Below are 20,531 nucleotides of genomic sequence, written 5' to 3' on the forward strand. Positions count from 1 at the left end.
AGGAAATGAACGGGCACTAAGAAATCGGCAAATTTCGAGCAATTCTATGAGAGTATTTGGTTAAGAGTTGCAGTATCCAGCATAAGGGTGTTCAACCGGTAGGAGGAATTATGAATAAGAAATGCAGTGAATTCATTAGTTGGACTAAAGATAATGGATGGGATATAACTGATAAATCTGAATATGAATTAAATTTAAATGATAGTATAGCATCAAGGTATAAAGAAATTCCCGAAGGTTATCTAGATTTTTTAAAAAGGGTTAAAGAATGCATAACGCCTAGTAAGAAAACATGGTTTATATGTGAGGATGAGTATAATAATAACTCGGATAGTGCATTTAAATGGAATGAATTTGAAGAGTTAAGCTTAGAAGCAACAGAGAATGATGAGGAATGGAAATCAGAAATAATTTCATGGTGGGATAAATATCTACCCATAGTTATGTCAGTTGATGATGGATATTCATTCTATGCAATTGATTTAACGAATGATATAGGTGCTATTGTACAAGGATGTGAACCTGAATTCGAAGAAGTAGAAAAAACAGCAAATAGTCTTGAAGATTTTTTTCAATTAATCATGTCTAATACAATAGAGATGCAATAGAAAAACAATGCATAAAAACAGTAGTATATGAAATGAATCAGCTGAAAATTAAGTAGGCTGGTTCATTATTTTTTAGTAGGGCTAGTACTAGCGTAGCTGTCACAAACCGCAAATTAATGGAAAACAAATAGCAATAACGGACAGCTCACAGGCTGAAAACCTCATCTAAAAATGGCGGAGGCTAATCTGGTATAGTTCAAAACAATAAACTAATGCGAAGTACAGAATTATGTTGTATTAAAATAGGATGTAAAGGAAGATTTATTATGAATATTAGTATTTCGGAACATTGGAATCTTGAAAAGCATGAACTGCCCGGCATTAATTGCATCGTCTTTCCAAATGGCACTGTAACAATTTTAAATTGTTACAGCCTATATGACCCCAACACAAAAGAAAGTGAATTTTTTTGCTCTCCCATGTGTGACACAACCATTGAAAGCATAGCAAAGTATAATGATGATTATTGGACGATCGTTGATGAACGGGTCAGTATTGATTATCAAGACGGGAAAATCCATGGCGGTGATGGTCAAATGGGAAATGAAGGATTTATTGCTTGTACGGATGCTAAAGACCGTTTGGTATGGGGAATGTTTTTTGAAAATTCAAACCCTATAAAAAACTTGGAAATTAAAGATAAAATCCTAATCGCTATTAATGAGCATACCGAATTACAAATCGAAATCAACTTAGAAAACCTCACCCAAATTAAAATGACTTGCATAAAATCCGAGTAAGGTTTAATCATTTTGTAACATTTTCGGGAATAACTATTTCAAGTTACGTGACCTAGCTATGGCGTTAAATGGAACAGAAAAGACCTTTGATATTAAGTTTGATAATTCTAATAAACGTGCATATATGCACAAAAATGGATGAACGAAAGGATCTATAGAGAGTCAAGTTAAGCGATGCTATTAATTAGTTTAGAAACGATATGTAGGAGAGAACGAATGTCAATTATAAAAGAAGAATTAATTGAACAATTGATAAACTTGGCGTCTTGTAGGACTTCTCCAGAAGAATGGAGCACTTGGTGGAATAATCATAACAAGCAGTTGGAGTCATTTTTAAATCGTGGTGAATATCTGAGGCTTAAACCTTGTATGCATGGGTTCCGTTGGTTACCTATTTTGCGCAGTCAACAAGGAGCAATTAAATATTTAGATGACAGCAAGATCCTTTATGTGAAAGAAAATGTTTATCAGGAAAACTATGAGAAAGAACTGAAAGAATCCTATAAAGCAAACTTAGAAATGGAGAAACAGCGGTTAAGAAAAATAAAAGCTGAATTTCCTGAAATTTTTAATCGATATCCCAAGTTTTCAAATTCATTGAAATACAATTTTGATGAAAGTGATTTCATTCACGTTGGATTAAACAATGAAAAAGTCGAAAAATTTGAAACAACCTCTGGTATAAAAATGCCTGAAGATATTGCGGAATTTTTTCAAACAGTGTCAGCCATCTCTTTAGAAGGTATTAAAATCGAATTTGAAAATATATATCCTCTTGAGTTTTTTGGTAAAAAATATTATGTTCTTGGTGAGTTTTGGAAAGAAGCTGATGGGGACTTGGTTTTATGGGATACTTCTGAATCTAATGATCTAACAAAAATATATTATTATGCCCATGAACAAAATAAAATAAAACTTCTTACAAAAAGTTTCGAAGATTTAATTGAGAAAGAGTTTGCATATCACAACAAGAACTTGTGAAATGTAAACTCACGGACCGTTGATAAGCTCAAATCGGTTATTATTGCCGTTCTGCTTGTTGCTCTCTTCATCAATAGCATAAATGATTTCTATGCGTTTCTTGTTAAAATCAATATATTGAAAATCCAACTGTGTCAGCTTAGTCATGTCTGATAAAAAATCAATCACTTCCGCCTTGATCTTCGTATTTATTTCCTTCAACTCTAAAATTTCCAGATTTGATGCAGTTTTTAAAGTGGATGATCCTTTTGAGAAACAGGCAGATAGCTTGGATGAATTGATTTTGGAACAGATCCACATCGGTAATATCTTTGATAATTGAAGTTATTTTTTTATATACGAAGTGAAAGTCATGAAACAGGTGGAATCTGAAGATATTCAATCTTTTATGTGGGTAGCGGATTTTTCAGAAAATTACATAGCAAAAAGAAAGCACAGTACAGATCTTACGGAAAAAATGGATGGCCAAATCCAAGACGGACCATACAGAGAAATCGATCAAAAACAGTCTAACAAAGGCTATCGAAAATTTTAAAAATGCCGAGAAAATCAGACCTCTTGGCAAAAAGGAACAGCAGTTGTTTAACCAAATAAATAAGTGACCATAGTAGGGTCTTCATCATATAAACCTGATATGCTAGTGTTTGAAAATCGATTCTTTTTATAATAGAGCGTGTTAAATGACTGTTGTTAATTCCGGAAATGAAGAAAGTACGTTACAAGATGTAGCAGCATGGCGTGCTTTTGGGTTGTTATACGCAAAAAAATACAGCAAGTGGACAGAGATAGACCTGAATACATATCTAGTTTCTCTATCTGGGGTCATACCAACAAAAAGCGCAAAACATACGATATGACATTATTGAAAATAACAAGCCGATCTTCCCTGCTAAGGAATAATCGGCTTTTTTCTTACTACTGTCGGAAAAAATTATAGTATTAGACTGGGAATGGGCATTAAGCTAACTTTTTGAAGACGAAGTTGCTGACATGATCGGCATTTGGTAGAAGAAGGCGGGTTATGCAGGGTGTGTTTTATAGGAAGTCAGAACTATATATCGGAAAAATTTGTCATGTTACTATAATAGAAATATTCAGGATGAGGAGGAACGCAGTAATGACAGATTATAATCAGCCAGTTTTCGATGCATTGCCACCAAAAGGGAGTAGCAGAGAGAAGGCTATCTCGGAGCTCGGAGCTAAAGAGGCGCCTGAGCTGTTGCATCTGGCTAGTACAGAGCGCGGGAAGAGTAAGCTTGCCGCCCAGAGGGCACTGGCTAAGATTGATTATGAACCGGCTACAGCTTATTGGAAAAAGCTATTAAAGTCACCTCAAAAATGCGAAAATATATTAAACCACACATTCTCGAATACAGTGTCGGATCTGCTTGCTGATCGATTGCTAGCTTTTTTGCAGACGTTTCTGGAGAAGAAGCCTGGCAGCAAGATCAGCTGGGAAGAGCATGAAACACTGCTTGCCTTACTTGGCATGATGCCGGGCAAAGCGAGTGAGAAAATGTGCGAGGTGTATGAGCTTGCAGCAGAGCATATCCAGAAGGTTTCATCATTTAAGCGCGACAGCGAGGTACTAAAGTTAACCCACAGAGATACTTCTTCCTTTGATATAAGCGATACGTTGGAAGGTATGACTTTAGAGCAAGCCTTTCCTATGATTTTGGCTGGCTCTGTTTTGATGGATGGAGATATTAGGCTGCAAGCGCTGGCTTGCAAGCTATATGAACAATATGGGGGAGCCTGGCTGTCTCCTGTCTTCGCTTCTGCGCTTCTAACCAAGCCTGCTGGCGATGTTTTCGAGGCCTTTTCACAGTATTACAAAGATCCGGTGGCGCAGTGTTTTATTTTGAACGTGCTAGGTACGGTGAAGTTTGATCCTAAGCAAAACCGGCATACGTTTTTGTTTGGCTGGGGTCATATGCTTAGGGATGATACATATTTTTCACTTAAACCGCTGCTGTTTGAGGATTTGGATGTGCGCTGGATAGAACTTTTGGCAGCTGATCCGGAGAAGAAAAAGCTAAGCGGTCTTATTAAAACGAGCTATTATGTTGGAAGAGTAACTGGAGAATTTGATGATGTGCTGGGTGATCTGCTTCCGCTAAATAATAAAATTTGTTGCCAAAAGGTTCAATCGTATTTTCTGAAAAGAGCGATTCTGGATGATGGAATTGGCGCGACATATGTTGGTATTTTGTATCGGATAGGTTATGAGGACGTTGAATCGATTCTTATAAAAAAATGGTCCCAAAAGGAAAATGCAACCTCAATTTGGAATGTGTCTAGTGATTTGCAGTCATTTACCCATTGGCCAGCCCAGAAGAGAGCAGCGCTTTTTGAACAGGTTGGACAATTGGTTCAGGAGCAGAAATTAAAAATAAGCTATTGGAAGCCGGACACGGCCGAGGATCTGAAGAACAAGCTACTCAAGTAGCAATAGAAGGGGCGGAGTAGCTGCTCTCGCAGCGCCTCAAGCAGTACATGAAGTCAAAGAGGATTGGCTTTTTAATGACTACCTGCTCAGATGAAATGTTTTCATTAGCGCGAGGACAAAAGAGTGGGAGTGAGTATGATGCAAATAAATATGTCGAATCAATGCCAAGAATGCGGAAAATCTATTGTTTTTAATGGAATCTGTTATCGCTGTCGAAATAAGAATCAGCGGGAAGCCTACCAGGCTATGAGCAGTGAAGAAGTGGAGAAAATGGTTGAATCGATCATCTCGAATATTGAAACGATTGGGGAGTGGGATCAAGTTTATCAAGACTTCAATGGGTTGCTTGGCTATCACGACATCAACACTGCGCAAATTGCACAAGCAGCGTTCGACAAGGGTATATTCTTTCCAGCTAAGCTCTATCGGAATGCTTCACCCGAGGTGCGTGATGAGCTGCTTATTCGTCTTTTTGATCCTGCATGTGATAAAGCAAGTCATTTGCTGCTCTGCCTTGCAATGCAAGGTGATGAAGTCATTCAGGAAGCATTCCTGAGGCTGGAGAGTAACCCGTTGCCCTGGCGCAGCAAGCTGTATGTGAACCCGTCTGTCTATGCTCATCACGGTGGCTGGCGTTTCGATGATCAGGGGAATCGCAGCTCATTGTACTTCGAGCGATGTTACACGATGCTGCCGGGAGATGGCGTCGATCAGGCAGCAAAGGCTGGTCAATTATTGGAGCAGCACTGTCCGCATTGCGGTTGCCGATTGATCGATGTCCTGCGGCTGGATGGCCTTGATGAACGATTTTCTTTTCTGGGGGTCGATGGCATACTCGCCATTCCCGTCTGTCCGAATTGCATCACATTCTCTGAAGAGACGTTCGTGTGCTATGGGGAAGATGGCCGGAGTGAAATCGTGTCTAATGAGCCGTCTTTCGAAACGGAAAATTATTGTACTGAGGCGGAGCTTCTGGAGATGAGCCAGAATCAGCTCACACTTAGTGCCGAGGCTGTACCGAAGCATTACGCTAGTGGTGGTGATGAGGTCATCACGATCGGAGGCTGGCCGGATTGGGTGCAGGATGCCCATTTTGGAACATGTCCGGATTGCGGCCAAACCATGAAATTTCTCGCGGCGCTTCCTTGGGACGTATTGTTGGAAAGTTCTGAAGGTACGTTGTATATCGAGATTTGTACAGATTGTCGCACGCTATGCCTGTTCCATCAACAGACGTAAGGAGTAGGAGCTAGCTCCCCACCGTCTTTTTCCCGTTGGCGGGATGGGGTATGGTAGCACGTTGTGAAAGATTTGGAGACAGGATGGTCAACCATTCTGAAGAGTAGAATTGAATCGGAGTTGATAGGCAAAATGCCAAACGAGAACTTTGATGAGGTGAGCGTGATGAAACAAATAGAACAACACGATTTGGAATTTCTATTCCACGGAAGTGTGGAGGATATTGATGCATTTTTGAACAGGCATTCGGGTGTGTTCAGTGACCATGATCGGACGGACTTCTTGCATGCAGCAAGGGAAGAGGGGTTGTCGTCGGTACGAGCTAATCTGTTTTCCTGGGTGTACGGGGTGATTGTGGATTGGCGAGAAGAAGATAGTGAGATTGTCCGTTTATTTGGTAAATTTTTACCTGAAGAAGTAATCGTGGAAGAGGTGGATGAAGGACTGTCTCTGTCATACGCGGGTGAAATTTATTCGATTCCACTGACGTTTTCGTCTAACGATCGTTACATAACGATTCGAGGCATTGCGGATATCATTCAAAAGCAGTTTGAGATTCGGTTGTTTCGGGATTCTTATTTGTCGGATACCCATGTGTTTGTGCTCTTGTCGTGTGTTCAATGGCAGGAACTTGAGCGCAGCCATACTGCCGAGGTAGAGAAGATCTTTCAAAAGATTACACCAGAACTCGATTTCCCTTGAGTGGGAAATACAAGGAGTGTACCAATCTTGGTGAAAGATGGAGAAAGCAGAACCAAACACAGGAAGGTGGAAACGGAATGAAATTGGATGCCGATTTTAACCATTTGATCAACACGGTAGCGGAAGAAATACTTGGTGCAGTAGATGAATGGTTTCAACAGATCGAACAGAAAAAGGAAAAGGACATAAACGAAATTACTGGGCGAACTTCGCTTCAAATCGGCATTCATGACCTTCTACATATTGAGTATAGCGATGGGAAAATCAAATTATATTCTTGGATTAACGGTTCACCAGACTGTCAGCACAAGGGTACTCGTCTGGAAAACCCGCTGACCCATCAGGAAATAGAGAATGTGTTGATACCGTTGCTAGAAAAGGCAATCAGACAAAAGCTGCAAATTTATGAGGACAGTGCCTTGGTGAATTACCGATTTCAAGCTAGCATCGAAGTCGGCGGCTCCGAAACACTTCCCATACTGAACGATGTGAACCAGCGCAAGCGTGAGCTTCTGTTGCAGCGCATTCATGCCTATATCGAGGATAAACTGGAAGGCCAGTCTTATCCGACTGATCCGCTGGAGAGCTTCTTTCTCTCTCGGCATCTGGTCGATCCGCAGCTGTTTCCGGATATGGATACTGCCTTTATTTTGCGCGTATATGGGTTGGTGATGGAACGGAATAAAGGTAATAAATCAAAGCTGGATGAGCATCGTTCCCAATTTATTCATGCGTTTAGAAAGTGGGCTGAAAGTGTGTTTTTGCCGATTTACTTCCATAGTGTCAAGTCCAGATGGGGGCAAGCTGAACATACAATAAAAGAGGGTATCGACTTGACCGCTATGGAGCCGAAGCAAATGGAACTGGTTCTGCAAACGGCCATTTTGATTATTAAATACGAACCCAACTACAGTCGAAAAAATGGACTCGATCTACTGGAAAGGCTGAAGGAACTAGGCAGTACGCGGGCGGTCAAGGTATTCAAGGTGGGTAGCGGAACGCTTCCTGCAGAAGTTATCCTTTATAAGGATGAACAGATCGAATGTCAGGCTCATGACGTTTTCTCGATTATCACCATTCGAATCAAGGAAGAATGTGCGGACAGTTATGCGAAGGGTCTAGATTTTATTTGTCGCCTGCTGGATAAAGGGTTCTTCCGAAGCTATCAGATCAAGCTGAAATCGCAAGCCAAAAACATAGTATCTATTCCAGGTCTGGCGAAATCGCAAACCCATCGTTTCTTTGCTAATGCTTTGCAGTATGAGGAGTTGCATCCGAAGCTGGAGACTTACGTGCGGCTGGCGATGGTGGAGCATGAATGGTATGAAGACACAGAGGTCGAGAAAAACTGTATGCCCGGTACGTATGCGGCATTCGGTCTGGGACTAGCGAATCGACGTTATTTTCCGCTCGTGAAGGCCTATATGGAGCGTGTAGATGAAGAGCATCAGTCCGTTCAGGCTGCTTTTGCCGGGGCATTCATTAAGCAGTATGGGATTGACGAAACGACGCTGCCGACGATAACCGCTTGTCTGCTTAGATGCCAGGACGGTAAATTCAACAAATATCGCACAGATTTCGAAACCGCAGTGAATCTGCAAGCTCTCTCTAGAATTATAGCGTCATTGGCTCCTCATTATGCCCGCCATCTGGTGGAACTGATCTGGGGCAGCCTGGACAATCTGCAAAAACGGCAGCAAAAAGAGAAGGGCGAGTGCGCGGACGGTTTCGCGGCTGTCTGGGCAGCAGCGAACCGGAAGGGATAAGTATTACAAATACAACGATGATTAAGTGTTTGGAAAAGTTGTCGGCGTTTTGAGTTTTCTTTGCTCGGGGTCTCCTCAAGGAGTATTAAAAAAGGCATGATGTATTGATTGCTGTTGTGTTTTAATTTTGGTGGTTTAATTTTATTAGCTGTGGTCGGTTTCGGGTTTGTCGTCTATGCTTCATTTATATTTTCAGATATTTATATGAGGTGGAAAAATGTCGGTCACTGGTTGGGTTATTAATGCGAAGTCATTTATAGATGATGATTATGGGTATGTTAATATTTCGACAACATGGAAAGGTAAGGATATGCCATCCAAACCTAAAGAAAATGAATCAATTGAAGCTATGTGGTCTAATGAAAGCTTATATGGTGTAATCGGTTCAAAAGTTGGAGATTTCATAGAAACATATGGTGTGAACGCATCTCTACAAGAAGGAATGTTCACGCACCGCTCCATTGCGGAGCAACTGGTTCAAAATTTTTCAGGACTTAAAGTGAACGAGATACAATGGAGAGAGAATCCGTTAGTACATACATTAAATAACGGCAAACCCCGTATTAAGAGAGCAAAATGGTTGCCAGAAAAAGAAGTTGATATTGTTTATATTTATTCTGACATGTATGTTGATGTTTGTAACCCTCAACCTATTAATACCGATTTCTTTACAGCAATAAGAACGAAAGAAGACTATCAACACAACTGGTTGATGTGTACACAGCAAACAAAAGAAAAACTTGAAGCTATGAAATTTAAAAACATTTGCATAGTAGAAAATACAATTAAAGGATAATGTTCACAAACATAAAATGAGGTGGATAGCATGCTGGATTTGGCCAGTCTTGTATGGGGTAAAATGGATGGTCCCTACGGCTCTGCTGAGAATGTACCGCAGTTGATCAAACACTTGCAGAAGCAGTATGAGGAAGCTGTAACAGTTGAATTGTATTGGGAGCAGTTGTTTCATCAAAATACCATTTATTCAAGCACACTGGCCGCAGTCCCTTACCTGGCCGAGATTGCCCATCGATCGCAGAGTCTGGAGGTCAAGCTGGATATTTTCGTGACTTGTGGCCTGTTCGAAGCCAATCGGTGCGAAAGCAGCGGAGCCGGTTATGAGTTGCCGGTTGAACTACAGCCACTAATGGATCGAGCCGGTATGGTTGTGTGTATGGATATCTACAACAGCTATATGACCGCTATCGCAGAACTGGCCGGTTATAGCTCAGATATGATGCGTTTTGCGGCTGAAGTCGGCAAAGACAACGGAGAGAAAAGGTACGTCATCGCGGCCGATGCAGCGTACCGAGGCTGGAGGGGAGCGGCTGAAGTTCTAATCACGTTCAGTGAAGGCGACGAATATGTGGCCTCTTGTCTGTCCTGCGGCGAAGATATCTATATTTGGCCTTCCCCTGAAGACGACAAGCTACTGGCTTATCGGAGCGATCCTGTATTTCATGCTGAGCAGGAATCTATCTCCATTACGCCGTCCCAGGCGATCAGGGACAACGAATTGGTCGTATTGCAGCAGCTTTGCTCCGACATAGGAGAAAGCAGGCTCATGCGCCACATCCCGTATTTGGCCGGGCAAGTGAGCTGCCCTTCCTGTGGTGCTTCGTGTCAGATCTGGCCCGGATTGACGAACATGTACAAGTCTTAGCATTTTCCCGTAGGTCTATAGATTGATTCAGAACTTTCTTTATCGAATGGAATTTGTAACTCTTCATGCATTTATATAATACGATATTGATCATGAAGCCATGAAAGAGACCCGATTCTCGTAATAAGTTAATCGGGTTTCTTTCATCTATGTGGTTATTTTTGTTTGAGAAACTTTACTGCATTTTCTAATCTTAATACAGGTACATCAATTTCAAAACACATTCGTAAGGTAGTATTAATTGAAGAATATGAGATGTGCTTTGGGTTGTTATGCTCTTTGATTTTTATATGGAAGAAGAGTACATGACTCAGGTTCTAAAACAATTGGACGATATCAAACATGAAGGATATTATGTTAAAATGGCTGTAATATAGGAAATTGTTGTAAGAAGAAAATAAAGTTTTAGACTGCCGCTTATTATTGAGCTATAGTTCTTCGTTAGAGCTTAATGTTGTCTAATAAAGATCAATTTCCCAGTCTTCAAATTCTGGTTCAACCTTATAACTACTGTCAACATAACTTCTAATATACTGTGCTGCTCTCATTTCTGCATATTTGGCATTACAAACTATCCCTACTTCATCCATCTCGATTACATTTGCAAATATGGCATATGCTTGTTCTAGTGCACTTGGTTCTTCAAAAATACAAGAATAATCAATACCCTCAAGAAGTGGTAATCCCACTGTACCGTTTGCTATCCAATATGAAAATGTTCTAAGTGCTCCACTAAAGGAATTACTTAACTTTTGTATAGTCGCCACCTCCAAATAGTAAAAGGTATCTGTAAAATTGACCTTTTAATATTAACTATTCTATTCATCATTTGCATTATCCTGCCAGATAGATTAATACTATATTTTCTTAGTCTAATGGTTTATTTTCTTTTAACAATTGTCGTCTGTTATGTGAAGTTTCCCATGCTTACTAGAACATACTTAAGAAGCAATTCACTAGATTACTTTACATTCAACAAAGCTCATGAAAAAATAACAGATTCTTACCGTGTGGATCAATATACGGTTAGGCAAAGCTGTCTTGGGATCTGAAACGTATTATTTAGGGGGTGTTAGAGTGAAACAATCATTCACCTTTCATGACGAAAAATCCAGTAAATTTTGGTGGATAGATTATAGTGGCTGTGACTTTGTTGTGAATTATGGAAAGACAGGCGCCGCCGGAAAATATGAGATCAAAGAATTTGACTCTGAAGAAGAATGTACCAAACAAGCTGAAAAACTAATGAAACAAAAGTTAAAGAAAGGCTATCAGGCTGATAGTAATTTTGATTTTATCAACCATTTATACTTTGATAATGAGGAAATAGGGCTCCATACCAAGACATCCCATCCTAATTTTGTTAAACATTTTACAGACGATTTTTATTATGACTGCGGCGAGGAAGAAGCGCCTTTCGGCAGTGATGAAGGCTCGGATACATTGGCGGAATTAACTGAAAATCTGCGAAAGAAAAGTCAATTGAATTTTGTTGAGTTTCCTAAATTTATAATTGAAAAGGTATGGGGAATGAAATATGTTCCCGTAAGCAGCTTGTTAGAAGATGAAGTAAAAAGAGTAGTAGAGACTGACGAGATGAACATGATCCAAAGTGATATGGTCACTTATGCTGTCGCTTTTGGTCAGATAAAAATAACTGGGGTAATTGATCCTGGGCTAAAGCATTGCGCTATTGATTCCTTGAAAAGAATTCAACAAACGGCAAAAATTTTGAACTGGGGAACGGATTCAGAAATAAGCAGTAAAATGATTGAAGATTTATGTTCATTTTGACAACCTTCGATATAAGGATAGATTCATAGAGGGATAGTTATTCATTCATATACAACATAATCGGAGAATTAGTAATGGTAATTAAATTAGGTGAATTCGAAGTAACTTGAGAAATTCAAGACACGTGCTTGTGCTAAAAAACGTATTTTTGAATACATTACTTGCTTCTACAACGGAAACGCATTCATTCTAGCATTGGATATATGACACCCAACCAGCGTGAACGCACGTACCGTTCTGTAGCTTAATTTTCTCGATTCTATGTGTCTATTCTATTGACAGCGGTACAAATTACAATTCCTAAAAGAAAGTGGAGAAGAACATGTACATAAGCAAATGGTGGGGAGAATTAATTGGCGGTTCCGATGATTCGCTGGCATTAATAGACTATTTGGAACAATTGGACTTAACGGATGTGACGCTCAATCAGATTTTAAAGGACTTGGGTTTCGATGTTCTGCTTTCCGAGGGAGACTTGGAAAACGGCGGTAATATTGGATTTGATATGAGAAGTGCTAACGGCATGTTTCGGGTAGAACTTGATATTGCCTGCGGTACTTTAATCGATCTTTCAGCCATTGTGTTGGAGAGTCGTAAATCAGGCTATGTCGATTTGCATGATTTGGATGAGGCTAGACAGCCGTGCAAACTTTATATTGATGCCTCCGAAGAAAAAAGAACCCTGCTTCGGGATGAATTGAACAAGTTTTCCCGTAATCCGCTGTCCTACGATTTAGCCGAGCTTGTTCCGACCGATGATATGAGGGAGCTTGCGGAAAAGGCAAAAATGATCGCAGATGAGCTGTTATAAGTTGGTCATAGCCTTTGAATATGGGAAGGTTTAGCGGGGAGTCTTCATCTTGAAGAAGCCCTCAATTTACGCACACTAAAAAGTTGATCTATTTTAAAGATCAACTTTTTATTTTACTGTGATAAGGTGAGAAGAGACACATTGTAGGGAGATTAATGTCATAAATGTGGGCATATTTGTGTCAATGGTGATAGGCTTTGTTCCGAGGAGAGCGAGATTTTCCTTAGAATGCAACAGGATATCGGGAAAAAGCTTAAGAAATACCTTGGAACGAATCTCGTTGGGTAAAGGCCAAAGCCTTTTTCCAGATCCCCCGCACAATAGTACAATACGCAGCTCATTCCTCCTTCCTTAAGGAGCATCACCTTCATCCTTATGTCTTGGATCGAATGACCTCTTCAATCGCATTTTTCATTAACTTCCCCGCCCGATCCCAGGATAGCTGAAGCATATCCCTTCGCCCTTGGTGTCCTTTCCGTTTACAAAGATAGGGATTCTCGTACGCTTTCCTCATGAGCTTTTTGAGGCTGTGCAGATCCGGTTCGGCCCAGCGTTGTCCCTTTTGCGCAAACAATCTGCTGAACTTTCTGGATATGGCTCTATTCATGCTGCTTGAAGGGCTCCTCAGCTGATATGGAACCAGGAATGAGTTGTTATGCGTAAGGAAATCCGTTTGCCCGCCCCAGCCTGTAGCGATGACTGGTACGCCGCTCGCCAGCGATTCTAAAAAAGGCAGGCCGACGCCCTCGCCGCGGGTGGGGAGGACGAAGGCATTGCCGAGCGTATACAAGCCTTTGAGACGGCTTTCACTGAGCTGACGGCCGATAATGACAACAGGGGCTGTATCTTTTTGAATCCCCAGTCTCTTTTTGTATTGCATGACTTTCTGCTGAATCCACTTCTCGTTCTCATTCGCCGCATATCCGTTCGTTTTGATCACCAGAATCACGTTATCTTTAGAGGAAAATTCCTCCCAGTATGCCCTTAGTAGACCCTCCGGATTTTTGCGATGCTGGAAACCAAAGACAGACACGAACGTAAACTTCCCTGCCGCACCCGGCAAAGACATCTTCTTATTGTTCGGATGAAATTCCTTGGTGTCTACCCCATGAGGAACGACAAAAATCGGGACTTTCACCCCGCTGTGCCTTAGAGCTCTCTTGTTATGCAGGGTGGGAACACACACCGCATCAAATTTGTTCATATGTGAAAGCCAGCTTTTGGGGATCTTGCTTGTTTCCCACACGGTATTCAAAATCATGGAATCATACACGCTGTGCTCTTTTTTCCATTGCATGTGACTGGGAATATGGTGATAAATCAGTACCTTTTTGCCCTGGATGTCGATATTACGATGGCTTGGCGCACCTAATCGAACGGTAACACCCTGCCGCTTCAGTGATCTTGCATAGGCTCTGCTGACACGGCCAAGACCGCTTGTTTTGTGTATCGGTCCTTTCCAGACCACTTCATAGCGCTTCATTTGGCAACAGCCTTGGAAGATTTAAGATACCCTTTACGTTTGTGAAAAGAATGGACCGGTACGTTTTAATCAGGGAAGACATCTTGGAACGTTGCTTGGATTTATTCATACTTCTCATAATGGCAGAGTGCCAGCTCGTGTTATGTTTGGACTCAATCGCTTGTTTTAACTGCTTCACTTTTGCTTTCTCGAACAGTAGGTAATGAGTAACGAAGGATAATTTAGCAGAGCGGCTTTTTCCCATCAGTTTCTTATACGTACGGGAGTATTCGGGCAGACTCCAGTTTCTGCAGTAAAATACGGTCTTGTCACCTGTCTTGAAGACGTTGGGACGAATGAGCACGGTGTCGGCATCGATCATATGGGGCAGTGTCGCTAGATCCTTCTCAATCGCTGGGATTAACACATCAATTGGTGTTGTCATTTGCTCATCTCCATATATCAAATATATGGGATTATCATATGCCCCTAAGAATGAAAGGGAATGGGTATAGGGAGGTTGCAAAACACAAAAAAGTAATGGCTCGGGTCTAAAACTATGAATGGGTTCACTTTCACTTTCCGAGAAGTTGCGCATCATGAAAAAAGTCTTGAACAGGATTGGCTTCAATCTGAAGTGCACCCCTTAGAATAGACATTGGATAAAACCCCTGGTTTATCCAATGTCTACTCTAGGGGGAGTATTTTTGTGGCGATCAAAGAACAGAAGTTTAAAACATACTCGAATGAGATAAAAAAAGAGGCCACTCGTTTACATGTGGAGGAAAGATGGACCTATCGGAGAATTACGGAGCATTTTAAGATTCAAGATCAAAGTCGAGTAAAGAAATGGATGAAGAGTTCCCGAGAGCTAGGCGTATTTAGGCTAATGGATCAACGAGGACGTCGTAAGAATATATCGATCAAGATTGATATGTTCAAAAGCTCAGACTGGAAAATGAAATGCTAAAAAAGTGTTTGGAAATCTGGATGCAGGAGGTGAAACGAACAAATATAGAGTCATTGAGAGCGCCTCAAAAGAGTATGCCGTTAGCGATCTCTGCAAACTCTTTGCTGTCTCCAGAAGTGGGTATTACGCTTTCTTGAAACGAAAAGGAGTTGAACGGGACCAGGCAGCGAAAGAACTCTTTCAGCAGGTGTATGAACGGTATAATGGCGTCTACGGTTATCGCCAAATTCAATTGTTCCTGCTACAAGACCACGGGGTTTGGATGAATCATAAGAAGGTACTCAGAATCATGCAGGATCTAGGAATTCGTTCGAGGATCCGCCGAAAGCATCGTTGTAATTATGCTTCTTCCGAAGGAGATCGGGTAGCGAAAAATATATTGAAACGGGATTTCAAGGCGGCTGCTCCCAACCAAAAATGGGTGACAGACATCACGCAATATCGTGTAGGCGAGAAGTGGCTGTATCTCTCAGCCGTTAAAGACTTGTTCAATAACGAAATTATCGCTTATCAAATGAGTGCTAGGAACGACAATGAACTGGTTCTCAGAACCTTTCAGCAGGCATGGACTCAGCAAAAAGACGTGACCGGACTGATCGTTCACAGCGATCAGGGATTCCAATACACGTCCCATGCATACCACGACATGCTGCCAAAGGTTGGCGCCCGAATCAGCATGTCTCGCCGAGGCAATTGTTATGACAATGCCTCCATGGAGAGCTTCTTCTCGCATCTCAAAACGGAAGGACTCTATCCTTATGATATCCGAAATATGGTGAGGCACAAAGGAAAATTGAAGATTACATTCGATTTCACAACCAACATCGGCCACAACGAAAGCTAAATAAGCTGCCTCCGGTTCAGTACCGGAAGCAGCTTATTGGCTAGGGCTTTTTTCAGTGTCTATAAAATGGGGTCTTGACCAAAGTCGCTATTTTAGCGGCTTTTTTATTTTATCGGTACAAGAACTTGTACCGATTGCCGAAATGGACAAGAACATAGTCCGATTACCGATTTGATGGATATCTAAATAAAAAAACACTGTAGTTAAAACCTCAATAAGTAGCATAATACAGGACAGTTTTCACATTGTTATGAACAATTGACTCGATGAGAGGTAAACATTGCAGCTAGAATAAAAAGTGGACACAACGTTAGCGAAAAGGAATAATGAGCTTAACGAAAGATGAGGTGTCCACTCATGGGAGAACAACGGCAACACTACAATGAAGAGTTTAAAAAGCAAACGGTCAAGTACATTCAAGAGCAAACGAAGACGATGTCTGACGTCGCGCAGGAACTGAATATCCCCAAAAGCACGTTACATCAGTGGCTAGCGAAATATCGTCAGTTCGATCAGGAAACCGTCCATCAACCGGAGAAAATCCGTGATTTGGAGCAAACACTGAAAGCCACTGAAGCAGAGCAGCGCCGAAAAGATCGAGAGATCGAAGATCTGAAAGAAGAACTCGCGATTCTAGAAAAGGCGCTGCACATCTTCAGCTAAGAAAAGAACTGAGGTTCCAATTCATCGAAGAGTATCGCTCCGACTTTCGAGTGGAGAAGATGTGCCAGGTTTTGCAGGTGTCTCGGAGTGACTACTACAAATGGCGTGCAGCAACGCCATCCCAGAGAGCAAAGCGAAAAAAGCGCCTCACGGAGCGAATTATGTGGCATTACCATGACTCCGAATTACGGTATGGTAGCCCGAGAATTCGTCATGAACTTTTAAAGGAAGGCTGGGTCGTATCGGAACGTACGGTCGGCTTTATCATGCGAAAAAACGGTCTTCGTTCCTGTATGTCCCGTAAATTTCGAGTGGCGACAACCGATTCGAGACATGCGTTTCCCATCGCTAAAAATGAGCTCCAGTAAGACTTTTCAGCCACGAAACCGGGCGAGAAATGGGTCGCGGATATTACCTACATTCCGTGCCGCAAAGGCAAGCTGTACTTAGCCAGTATTCTGGATCTGTACACCAAACAAATTGTGGGATGGAAACTCAGTGACCGGATGACCACCGATCTGGTGCTGGATGCATTAAACCAAGCGTATATTGCGAAAAATCCCGGACCTGGACTCATTCACCACTCTGATCGAGGAGCGCAGTATGCTTCCAAGGAGTACCGAAGCAAGCTCAAGCAGTATGGGATGAAAGCGAGTATGAGCAGGTCTGGGAACTGTTATGACAACGCTTGTATTGAAGCTTTTCACAGCATACTGAAACGGGAAATGGTCTATTGCGTCCCCAAATTTAAAACGAAAATAGAAGCGTATGAGAAGCTGTATCGCTATTTGGAATTATTTTATAACCGAAAACGAACGTGCAGTACCTTAGGCTATCTGTCACCGTCACGTTTCGAGCAACTCTACTACCAGAAAACTTCCTAACAACACTGTCCACTTTATTGACAGAAGAACAGATGTTTCTATGCTTATTCGTGAGATATGTCGAGATAAGGAATCCATTCTTTTGTCGGCTACCTTGCAGCCTTCTTTTTAAGTGTCCATGACAAGGAGGCCAGATTATTTAGTTGTGGCAGCGGCTGTTCATCCAAACATACCGATCATATGAGTGACTTTTTTAAGATTTGATGTCCATTCCAAAAATTGTAGATAAGAAGTTGGAATATTTGAGGGCGATTTTAGCTTTTGACGATTTATCAAGGTTCCATCTTTTTATATAAAGGAGGGAGAGTGCCGCTCGACAAATGGGAGAACACTTAAATTCGAAATGACGGAGTGTTTGCTGCTGTCTTCGGGAGACAGCATTCCGCATTTGCCGAGGTGAACCAATTGAACATGGAATTAAAAAACGAAGAGAACAGCCTGATACGCAATGTCTACAGCCTGAATATTGTCCGAAGGCTACCGATTGAAGGGAATGGTCAAATAGGGTTACACGCAGGTTCCGTTACGGCCATTTCGTCGCAACCATCCACCAATTATGTCCCGGCCAATGTTGTGGACGGCGCCGCAGTGGTTTGCGGACAGCGCAGACACCCCCGACTGGGAAAGGCAGGCTGTATCCTTGGCGTCTGCCGCGGGAATCATTGAGGTGCGGGACCATTTCATGCCAGGCGATAAAGCTACGTGGGCGGATGTGGTGACGGTACTGCTGAGAATGTTGAATCTTAGGGAGTTGAATCGATTATGAAAGCTTTAATTATTTCGGATATTCACAGCAACGTCAAAACGCTGGAATCGATCCGCAAGGCAGAATCCGACTGTGACGTGATTTATTGCGCGGGAGATCTTGTAGACTACGGGCCTTTCCCGCGGGAAGTTATCGAATGGGTGCATAAGAACGATGCGAATTGTGTTCGCGGTAACCATGACGACATTATTATCGACCTGTACCGAAACGGCAATAGCGGTCATGATGTGGCGGAGGATGAGATCAAGTGGGCGCATTACAATGCAAGGCTGCTCGGCGAAGCGGAAATTTCCTTCCTCGAAAGCATACCGGTCTACCGCACATTCGAGATGGACGGCTATAGCTATACAATGCAGCATCTGTACGAAAACTATTTGACGATTGATAGCTTGCCCAAGTACGATGCTTTCTGGGCGGAACGCAACGTCAGGACAATTGGGGCCGAAGAAGATCGCCGCATTATTTTCGGACATACACATCGCAGATGCATTCATTATTTGAGTGACGACAGTTTGTGGCTGAATCCGGGAAGCGTGTCCTACCGCCGTCGCGACGATCCGTCGAAAGAAGCGCACTATTTCACGATTACCGATGGCAAAATAGCGATGAAAAGTCTTGTCTATGACCGCACGCCTTTGCTCGAAGCGGCACAAAAGTTGCTGTTGAAAGAAGAAGAGATGAAGGTTGCGTACTTCTTTTTCGGGTAAGCGGGCGGGAGAGCAGGCAACAACAATGGGGACGTATCCACGATTTGGTGTCAGGATACGTCCTTTCTCATTTATTGTACACCGGCAGGTTGCGATTTACAGCTTGCAAGGCGGTAATTCCCGCTTATTTTGCGCCTCAGTTTACATTTTTATGATTGCTTCATTTTTTTACACTATGGCATGGGAAACGTATCTTTCATAATAGAGGTTGTGAAGTTGCGGATATGATCCTGCAGAGGCTGCGGATCATATCCGCCTATTCTATAGGAAGCAGGTGGGAAAATGACTACTATTTATTGGGTATCGAGTAGCGACGAGTTGGCGGCAGCCATTGGCCGGGCAGAACCTGGTTCTTCGATCTTGTTGGCAGACGGCGTTTACGAACGGAATGAAGACTATATCATTGAAGGCAAAGTAGGATCGGACACCGCAATATTAAGCATTCGCGCTGTAAATAAAGGAAAAGCGACGATCGCTGGAGAATCAAGTATACGCATCTTAAACTCTGCTTATGTAGAGGTATGGGGACTGCATTTCCAGGTCGAGCAGCGCGAATCTATCATTCTGGACGGTTCGCGGCATGTGAGGATTGCGCGGAATAGATTTGAGCCGCGACAGGTTGGGGCGGAGTATAGTCTGCTGTCAGTGCTGGGAAGCGGCAGCGGCTGGAACCGGATCGAACGCAACGAGTTCGGGCCAAAGGCCGACCTCGGACCTCTCGTTATTTTTGATGGCGACGGTGAACAAATCTCGCAGCATGATGTCATTGAATATAATTATTTTCATCATATAGGCCCGCGTGTCGTCAATGGGCTTGAAGCGATCCGGCTCGGCCTGTCCGGCATCTCTCTCTCGAACGGCTATATTACAATTCAACACAACCTGTTTGAAAATTGCGACGGAGAGCCCGAGATTATTTCGGTAAAAAGCTGCTATAATACAGTTCGGTACAACACGTTCCTTAACTCCGCCGGCCAAGTGACAGCGCGTCACGGACATGGAAATCGCTTTCATAATAATGTATTTATCGGCGATGGCGTGAAGGAAGAAATGGGCGGATTTCGCATTTACGGCAACGACCATCACATTTTTGATAACTATATGGAAAGCTTGACGTTGGATGCGCTGCTCATTGACGGCGGCAACTACGATGGCGGATCGGACGGCTATCCCGAGGCGCCGACGCAGGAGGAACTGAGGAAACATTGGCGCGTCTATCGCGCCAGTGTAGTGAATAATACGATTGTCAATTGTCGTCACGGCATTACCCTCGGCAAGCGGATTCCTTATGCGCCGGAGCAATGTGTAATCGCTTACAATCGAATATGCGGCAAGGAGCAGCCGGCCATCTATGAATACCGGCCGTCTCCGGCGGTTTGTATTAACAATCATAAAGCGGATGTCGCGGATATTCGTTGTCCGGCTATTCTGACAAGAATTGACGTCGGTCCCGACTCCGACTAAAACTAACATGGAGGAGAA

Annotated in this window: 25 protein-coding genes and 1 pseudogene; 21 read left to right on the top strand and 5 right to left on the bottom strand. The window is 42.5% G+C overall.

Going from position 1 to position 20,531, the window contains the following annotated elements:
* The first annotated feature begins 110 nt into the window (after window positions 1–110).
* The 3 genes from MHH52_RS14675 (at window position 111) to MHH52_RS14685 (ending at window position 2,329) form a co-directional block, all read left to right on the top strand.
* Window positions 111–608, top strand: coding sequence for an SMI1/KNR4 family protein (locus tag MHH52_RS14675; protein ID WP_340003344.1), 498 nt, complete (start codon window positions 111–113; stop codon window positions 606–608).
* Window positions 609–874: 266 nt separating this feature from the next.
* Entirely contained in the window at window positions 875–1,348 is a 474-nt protein-coding gene (locus MHH52_RS14680) for a hypothetical protein (protein ID WP_340003345.1), read from the top strand.
* Between the two features lie 216 nt (window positions 1,349–1,564).
* Entirely contained in the window at window positions 1,565–2,329 is a 765-nt protein-coding gene (locus MHH52_RS14685) for an SMI1/KNR4 family protein (protein ID WP_340003346.1), read from the top strand.
* Window positions 2,330–2,338: 9 nt separating this feature from the next.
* Here MHH52_RS14685 and MHH52_RS14690 read toward each other — a convergent pair whose 3' ends face one another.
* Complete coding sequence (locus MHH52_RS14690) at window positions 2,339–2,476, bottom strand: hypothetical protein (RefSeq protein WP_340003347.1); 138 nt, start codon at window positions 2,474–2,476, stop codon at window positions 2,339–2,341.
* On the opposite strand from MHH52_RS14690, the gene MHH52_RS14695 reads away from it, so the two are divergent.
* The 8 genes from MHH52_RS14695 to MHH52_RS14730 all read left to right on the top strand — a co-directional run bounded on the left by MHH52_RS14695 (window position 2,475) and on the right by MHH52_RS14730 (window position 10,148).
* Complete coding sequence (locus tag MHH52_RS14695) at window positions 2,475–2,651, top strand: hypothetical protein (RefSeq protein ID WP_340003348.1); 177 nt, start codon at window positions 2,475–2,477, stop codon at window positions 2,649–2,651. The genes MHH52_RS14690 and MHH52_RS14695 overlap by 2 nt on opposite strands.
* A gap of 30 nt (window positions 2,652–2,681) precedes the next feature.
* Window positions 2,682–2,864: a hypothetical protein gene (locus tag MHH52_RS14700; protein WP_340003349.1), complete on the top strand. Its 183-nt coding sequence runs from the start codon at window positions 2,682–2,684 to the stop codon at window positions 2,862–2,864.
* Between the two features lie 582 nt (window positions 2,865–3,446).
* Window positions 3,447–4,778 carry a hypothetical protein gene (locus MHH52_RS14705; protein ID WP_340003350.1) on the top strand — a complete coding sequence of 444 codons (1,332 nt, stop codon included), beginning with the start codon at window positions 3,447–3,449 and terminating at the stop codon, window positions 4,776–4,778.
* Between the two features lie 135 nt (window positions 4,779–4,913).
* Entirely contained in the window at window positions 4,914–6,017 is a 1,104-nt protein-coding gene (locus MHH52_RS14710) for a hypothetical protein (protein ID WP_340003351.1), read from the top strand.
* A gap of 63 nt (window positions 6,018–6,080) precedes the next feature.
* Complete coding sequence (locus MHH52_RS14715) at window positions 6,081–6,719, top strand: hypothetical protein (protein ID WP_340003352.1); 639 nt, start codon at window positions 6,081–6,083, stop codon at window positions 6,717–6,719.
* A 77-nt stretch (window positions 6,720–6,796) separates the two neighbouring features.
* Entirely contained in the window at window positions 6,797–8,485 is a 1,689-nt protein-coding gene (locus MHH52_RS14720; RefSeq protein WP_340003353.1) for a DUF6138 family protein, read from the top strand.
* Window positions 8,486–8,702: 217 nt separating this feature from the next.
* Complete coding sequence (locus MHH52_RS14725) at window positions 8,703–9,281, top strand: hypothetical protein (protein WP_340003354.1); 579 nt, start codon at window positions 8,703–8,705, stop codon at window positions 9,279–9,281.
* 30 nt (window positions 9,282–9,311) lie between these two features.
* Window positions 9,312–10,148 (top strand): hypothetical protein, encoded by an 837-nt coding sequence (locus MHH52_RS14730; RefSeq protein WP_340003355.1) that lies wholly within the window; start codon window positions 9,312–9,314, stop codon window positions 10,146–10,148.
* Between the two features lie 458 nt (window positions 10,149–10,606).
* Here the strand turns inward: MHH52_RS14730 and MHH52_RS14735 are convergent, their stop codons facing one another.
* Complete coding sequence (locus MHH52_RS14735; RefSeq protein ID WP_068585464.1) at window positions 10,607–10,915, bottom strand: hypothetical protein; 309 nt, start codon at window positions 10,913–10,915, stop codon at window positions 10,607–10,609.
* Window positions 10,916–11,225: 310 nt separating this feature from the next.
* Here MHH52_RS14735 and MHH52_RS14740 point away from each other — a divergent pair, with 310 nt between their 5' ends.
* Entirely contained in the window at window positions 11,226–11,942 is a 717-nt protein-coding gene (locus MHH52_RS14740) for a WGR domain-containing protein (RefSeq protein WP_313637180.1), read from the top strand.
* 322 nt (window positions 11,943–12,264) lie between these two features.
* Entirely contained in the window at window positions 12,265–12,753 is a 489-nt protein-coding gene (locus tag MHH52_RS14745; RefSeq protein ID WP_313637181.1) for an imm68 putative immunity domain-containing protein, read from the top strand.
* Between the two features lie 108 nt (window positions 12,754–12,861).
* On the opposite strand, the gene MHH52_RS14750 is transcribed toward MHH52_RS14745, so the two are convergent.
* The 3 genes from MHH52_RS14750 to MHH52_RS14760 are packed head-to-tail and all read right to left on the bottom strand — an operon-like array spanning window position 12,862 to window position 14,660.
* On the bottom strand, window positions 12,862–13,089 hold the full coding sequence (locus tag MHH52_RS14750) for a sugar phosphate nucleotidyltransferase (protein ID WP_313637312.1): 228 nt from the start codon (window positions 13,087–13,089) through the stop codon (window positions 12,862–12,864).
* Window positions 13,090–13,126: 37 nt separating this feature from the next.
* A complete protein-coding gene (locus MHH52_RS14755) occupies window positions 13,127–14,236 on the bottom strand; it encodes a glycosyltransferase family 4 protein (protein ID WP_340003359.1) in 1,110 nt (369 codons plus the stop codon).
* Entirely contained in the window at window positions 14,223–14,660 is a 438-nt protein-coding gene (locus tag MHH52_RS14760) for a hypothetical protein (RefSeq protein ID WP_340003360.1), read from the bottom strand. The genes MHH52_RS14755 and MHH52_RS14760 overlap by 14 nt, the downstream gene beginning before the upstream one ends.
* Before the next feature lie 264 nt (window positions 14,661–14,924).
* Between MHH52_RS14760 and MHH52_RS14765 the strand changes: the two genes are divergently transcribed.
* The 8 genes and pseudogenes from MHH52_RS14765 to MHH52_RS14800 all read left to right on the top strand — a co-directional run bounded on the left by MHH52_RS14765 (window position 14,925) and on the right by MHH52_RS14800 (window position 20,513).
* A complete protein-coding gene (locus MHH52_RS14765) occupies window positions 14,925–15,185 on the top strand; it encodes a transposase (protein WP_340003361.1) in 261 nt (86 codons plus the stop codon).
* A gap of 4 nt (window positions 15,186–15,189) precedes the next feature.
* Window positions 15,190–16,029 carry an IS3 family transposase gene (locus tag MHH52_RS14770; RefSeq protein ID WP_340003362.1) on the top strand — a complete coding sequence of 280 codons (840 nt, stop codon included), beginning with the start codon at window positions 15,190–15,192 and terminating at the stop codon, window positions 16,027–16,029.
* Window positions 16,030–16,386: 357 nt separating this feature from the next.
* Window positions 16,387–16,692 carry a transposase gene (locus MHH52_RS14775; RefSeq protein ID WP_340003364.1) on the top strand — a complete coding sequence of 102 codons (306 nt, stop codon included), beginning with the start codon at window positions 16,387–16,389 and terminating at the stop codon, window positions 16,690–16,692.
* Between the two features lie 87 nt (window positions 16,693–16,779).
* Window positions 16,780–16,917 (top strand): hypothetical protein, encoded by a 138-nt coding sequence (locus MHH52_RS14780; RefSeq protein ID WP_340003365.1) that lies wholly within the window; start codon window positions 16,780–16,782, stop codon window positions 16,915–16,917.
* Window positions 16,918–17,072: 155 nt separating this feature from the next.
* Window positions 17,073–17,576: pseudogene (locus MHH52_RS14785) on the top strand (IS3 family transposase); the annotation flags it as partial.
* A gap of 556 nt (window positions 17,577–18,132) precedes the next feature.
* Complete coding sequence (locus MHH52_RS14790; RefSeq protein ID WP_340003366.1) at window positions 18,133–18,342, top strand: hypothetical protein; 210 nt, start codon at window positions 18,133–18,135, stop codon at window positions 18,340–18,342.
* Window positions 18,339–19,049, top strand: coding sequence for a metallophosphoesterase family protein (locus tag MHH52_RS14795; RefSeq protein ID WP_340003367.1), 711 nt, complete (start codon window positions 18,339–18,341; stop codon window positions 19,047–19,049). The genes MHH52_RS14790 and MHH52_RS14795 overlap by 4 nt, the downstream gene beginning before the upstream one ends.
* A gap of 282 nt (window positions 19,050–19,331) precedes the next feature.
* Complete coding sequence (locus MHH52_RS14800) at window positions 19,332–20,513, top strand: polysaccharide lyase 6 family protein (RefSeq protein WP_340003368.1); 1,182 nt, start codon at window positions 19,332–19,334, stop codon at window positions 20,511–20,513.
* Window positions 20,514–20,531 lie beyond the last annotated feature (18 nt).

Origin of the sequence: Paenibacillus sp. FSL K6-0276 (genome assembly GCF_037977235.1) — a bacterium.
Taxonomy (GTDB): Bacteria; Bacillota; Bacilli; order Paenibacillales; family Paenibacillaceae; genus Paenibacillus_AQ.

Excerpts from the sequence above, each read along its gene's own strand:
- MHH52_RS14730 (WP_340003355.1), top strand. The coding sequence starts at position 9,312 with ATGCTGGATTTGGCCAGTCTTGTATGGGGTAAAATGGATGGTCCCTAC.
- MHH52_RS14745 (WP_313637181.1), top strand. The coding sequence starts at position 12,265 with ATGTACATAAGCAAATGGTGGGGAGAATTAATTGGCGGTTCCGATGAT.
- MHH52_RS14690 (WP_340003347.1), bottom strand. The coding sequence starts at position 2,476 with ATGACTAAGCTGACACAGTTGGATTTTCAATATATTGATTTTAACAAG.
- MHH52_RS14790 (WP_340003366.1), top strand. The coding sequence starts at position 18,133 with ATGTCCCGGCCAATGTTGTGGACGGCGCCGCAGTGGTTTGCGGACAGC.
- MHH52_RS14725 (WP_340003354.1), top strand. The coding sequence starts at position 8,703 with ATGTCGGTCACTGGTTGGGTTATTAATGCGAAGTCATTTATAGATGAT.
- MHH52_RS14700 (WP_340003349.1), top strand. The coding sequence starts at position 2,682 with ATGAAACAGGTGGAATCTGAAGATATTCAATCTTTTATGTGGGTAGCG.
- MHH52_RS14710 (WP_340003351.1), top strand. The coding sequence starts at position 4,914 with ATGATGCAAATAAATATGTCGAATCAATGCCAAGAATGCGGAAAATCT.
- MHH52_RS14720 (WP_340003353.1), top strand. The coding sequence starts at position 6,797 with ATGAAATTGGATGCCGATTTTAACCATTTGATCAACACGGTAGCGGAA.
- MHH52_RS14695 (WP_340003348.1), top strand. The coding sequence starts at position 2,475 with ATGTCTGATAAAAAATCAATCACTTCCGCCTTGATCTTCGTATTTATT.
- MHH52_RS14775 (WP_340003364.1), top strand. The coding sequence starts at position 16,387 with ATGGGAGAACAACGGCAACACTACAATGAAGAGTTTAAAAAGCAAACG.
- MHH52_RS14755 (WP_340003359.1), bottom strand. The coding sequence starts at position 14,236 with ATGAAGCGCTATGAAGTGGTCTGGAAAGGACCGATACACAAAACAAGC.
- MHH52_RS14685 (WP_340003346.1), top strand. The coding sequence starts at position 1,565 with ATGTCAATTATAAAAGAAGAATTAATTGAACAATTGATAAACTTGGCG.
- MHH52_RS14760 (WP_340003360.1), bottom strand. The coding sequence starts at position 14,660 with ATGACAACACCAATTGATGTGTTAATCCCAGCGATTGAGAAGGATCTA.
- MHH52_RS14800 (WP_340003368.1), top strand. The coding sequence starts at position 19,332 with ATGACTACTATTTATTGGGTATCGAGTAGCGACGAGTTGGCGGCAGCC.
- MHH52_RS14675 (WP_340003344.1), top strand. The coding sequence starts at position 111 with ATGAATAAGAAATGCAGTGAATTCATTAGTTGGACTAAAGATAATGGA.
- MHH52_RS14680 (WP_340003345.1), top strand. The coding sequence starts at position 875 with ATGAATATTAGTATTTCGGAACATTGGAATCTTGAAAAGCATGAACTG.
- MHH52_RS14795 (WP_340003367.1), top strand. The coding sequence starts at position 18,339 with ATGAAAGCTTTAATTATTTCGGATATTCACAGCAACGTCAAAACGCTG.
- MHH52_RS14705 (WP_340003350.1), top strand. The coding sequence starts at position 3,447 with ATGACAGATTATAATCAGCCAGTTTTCGATGCATTGCCACCAAAAGGG.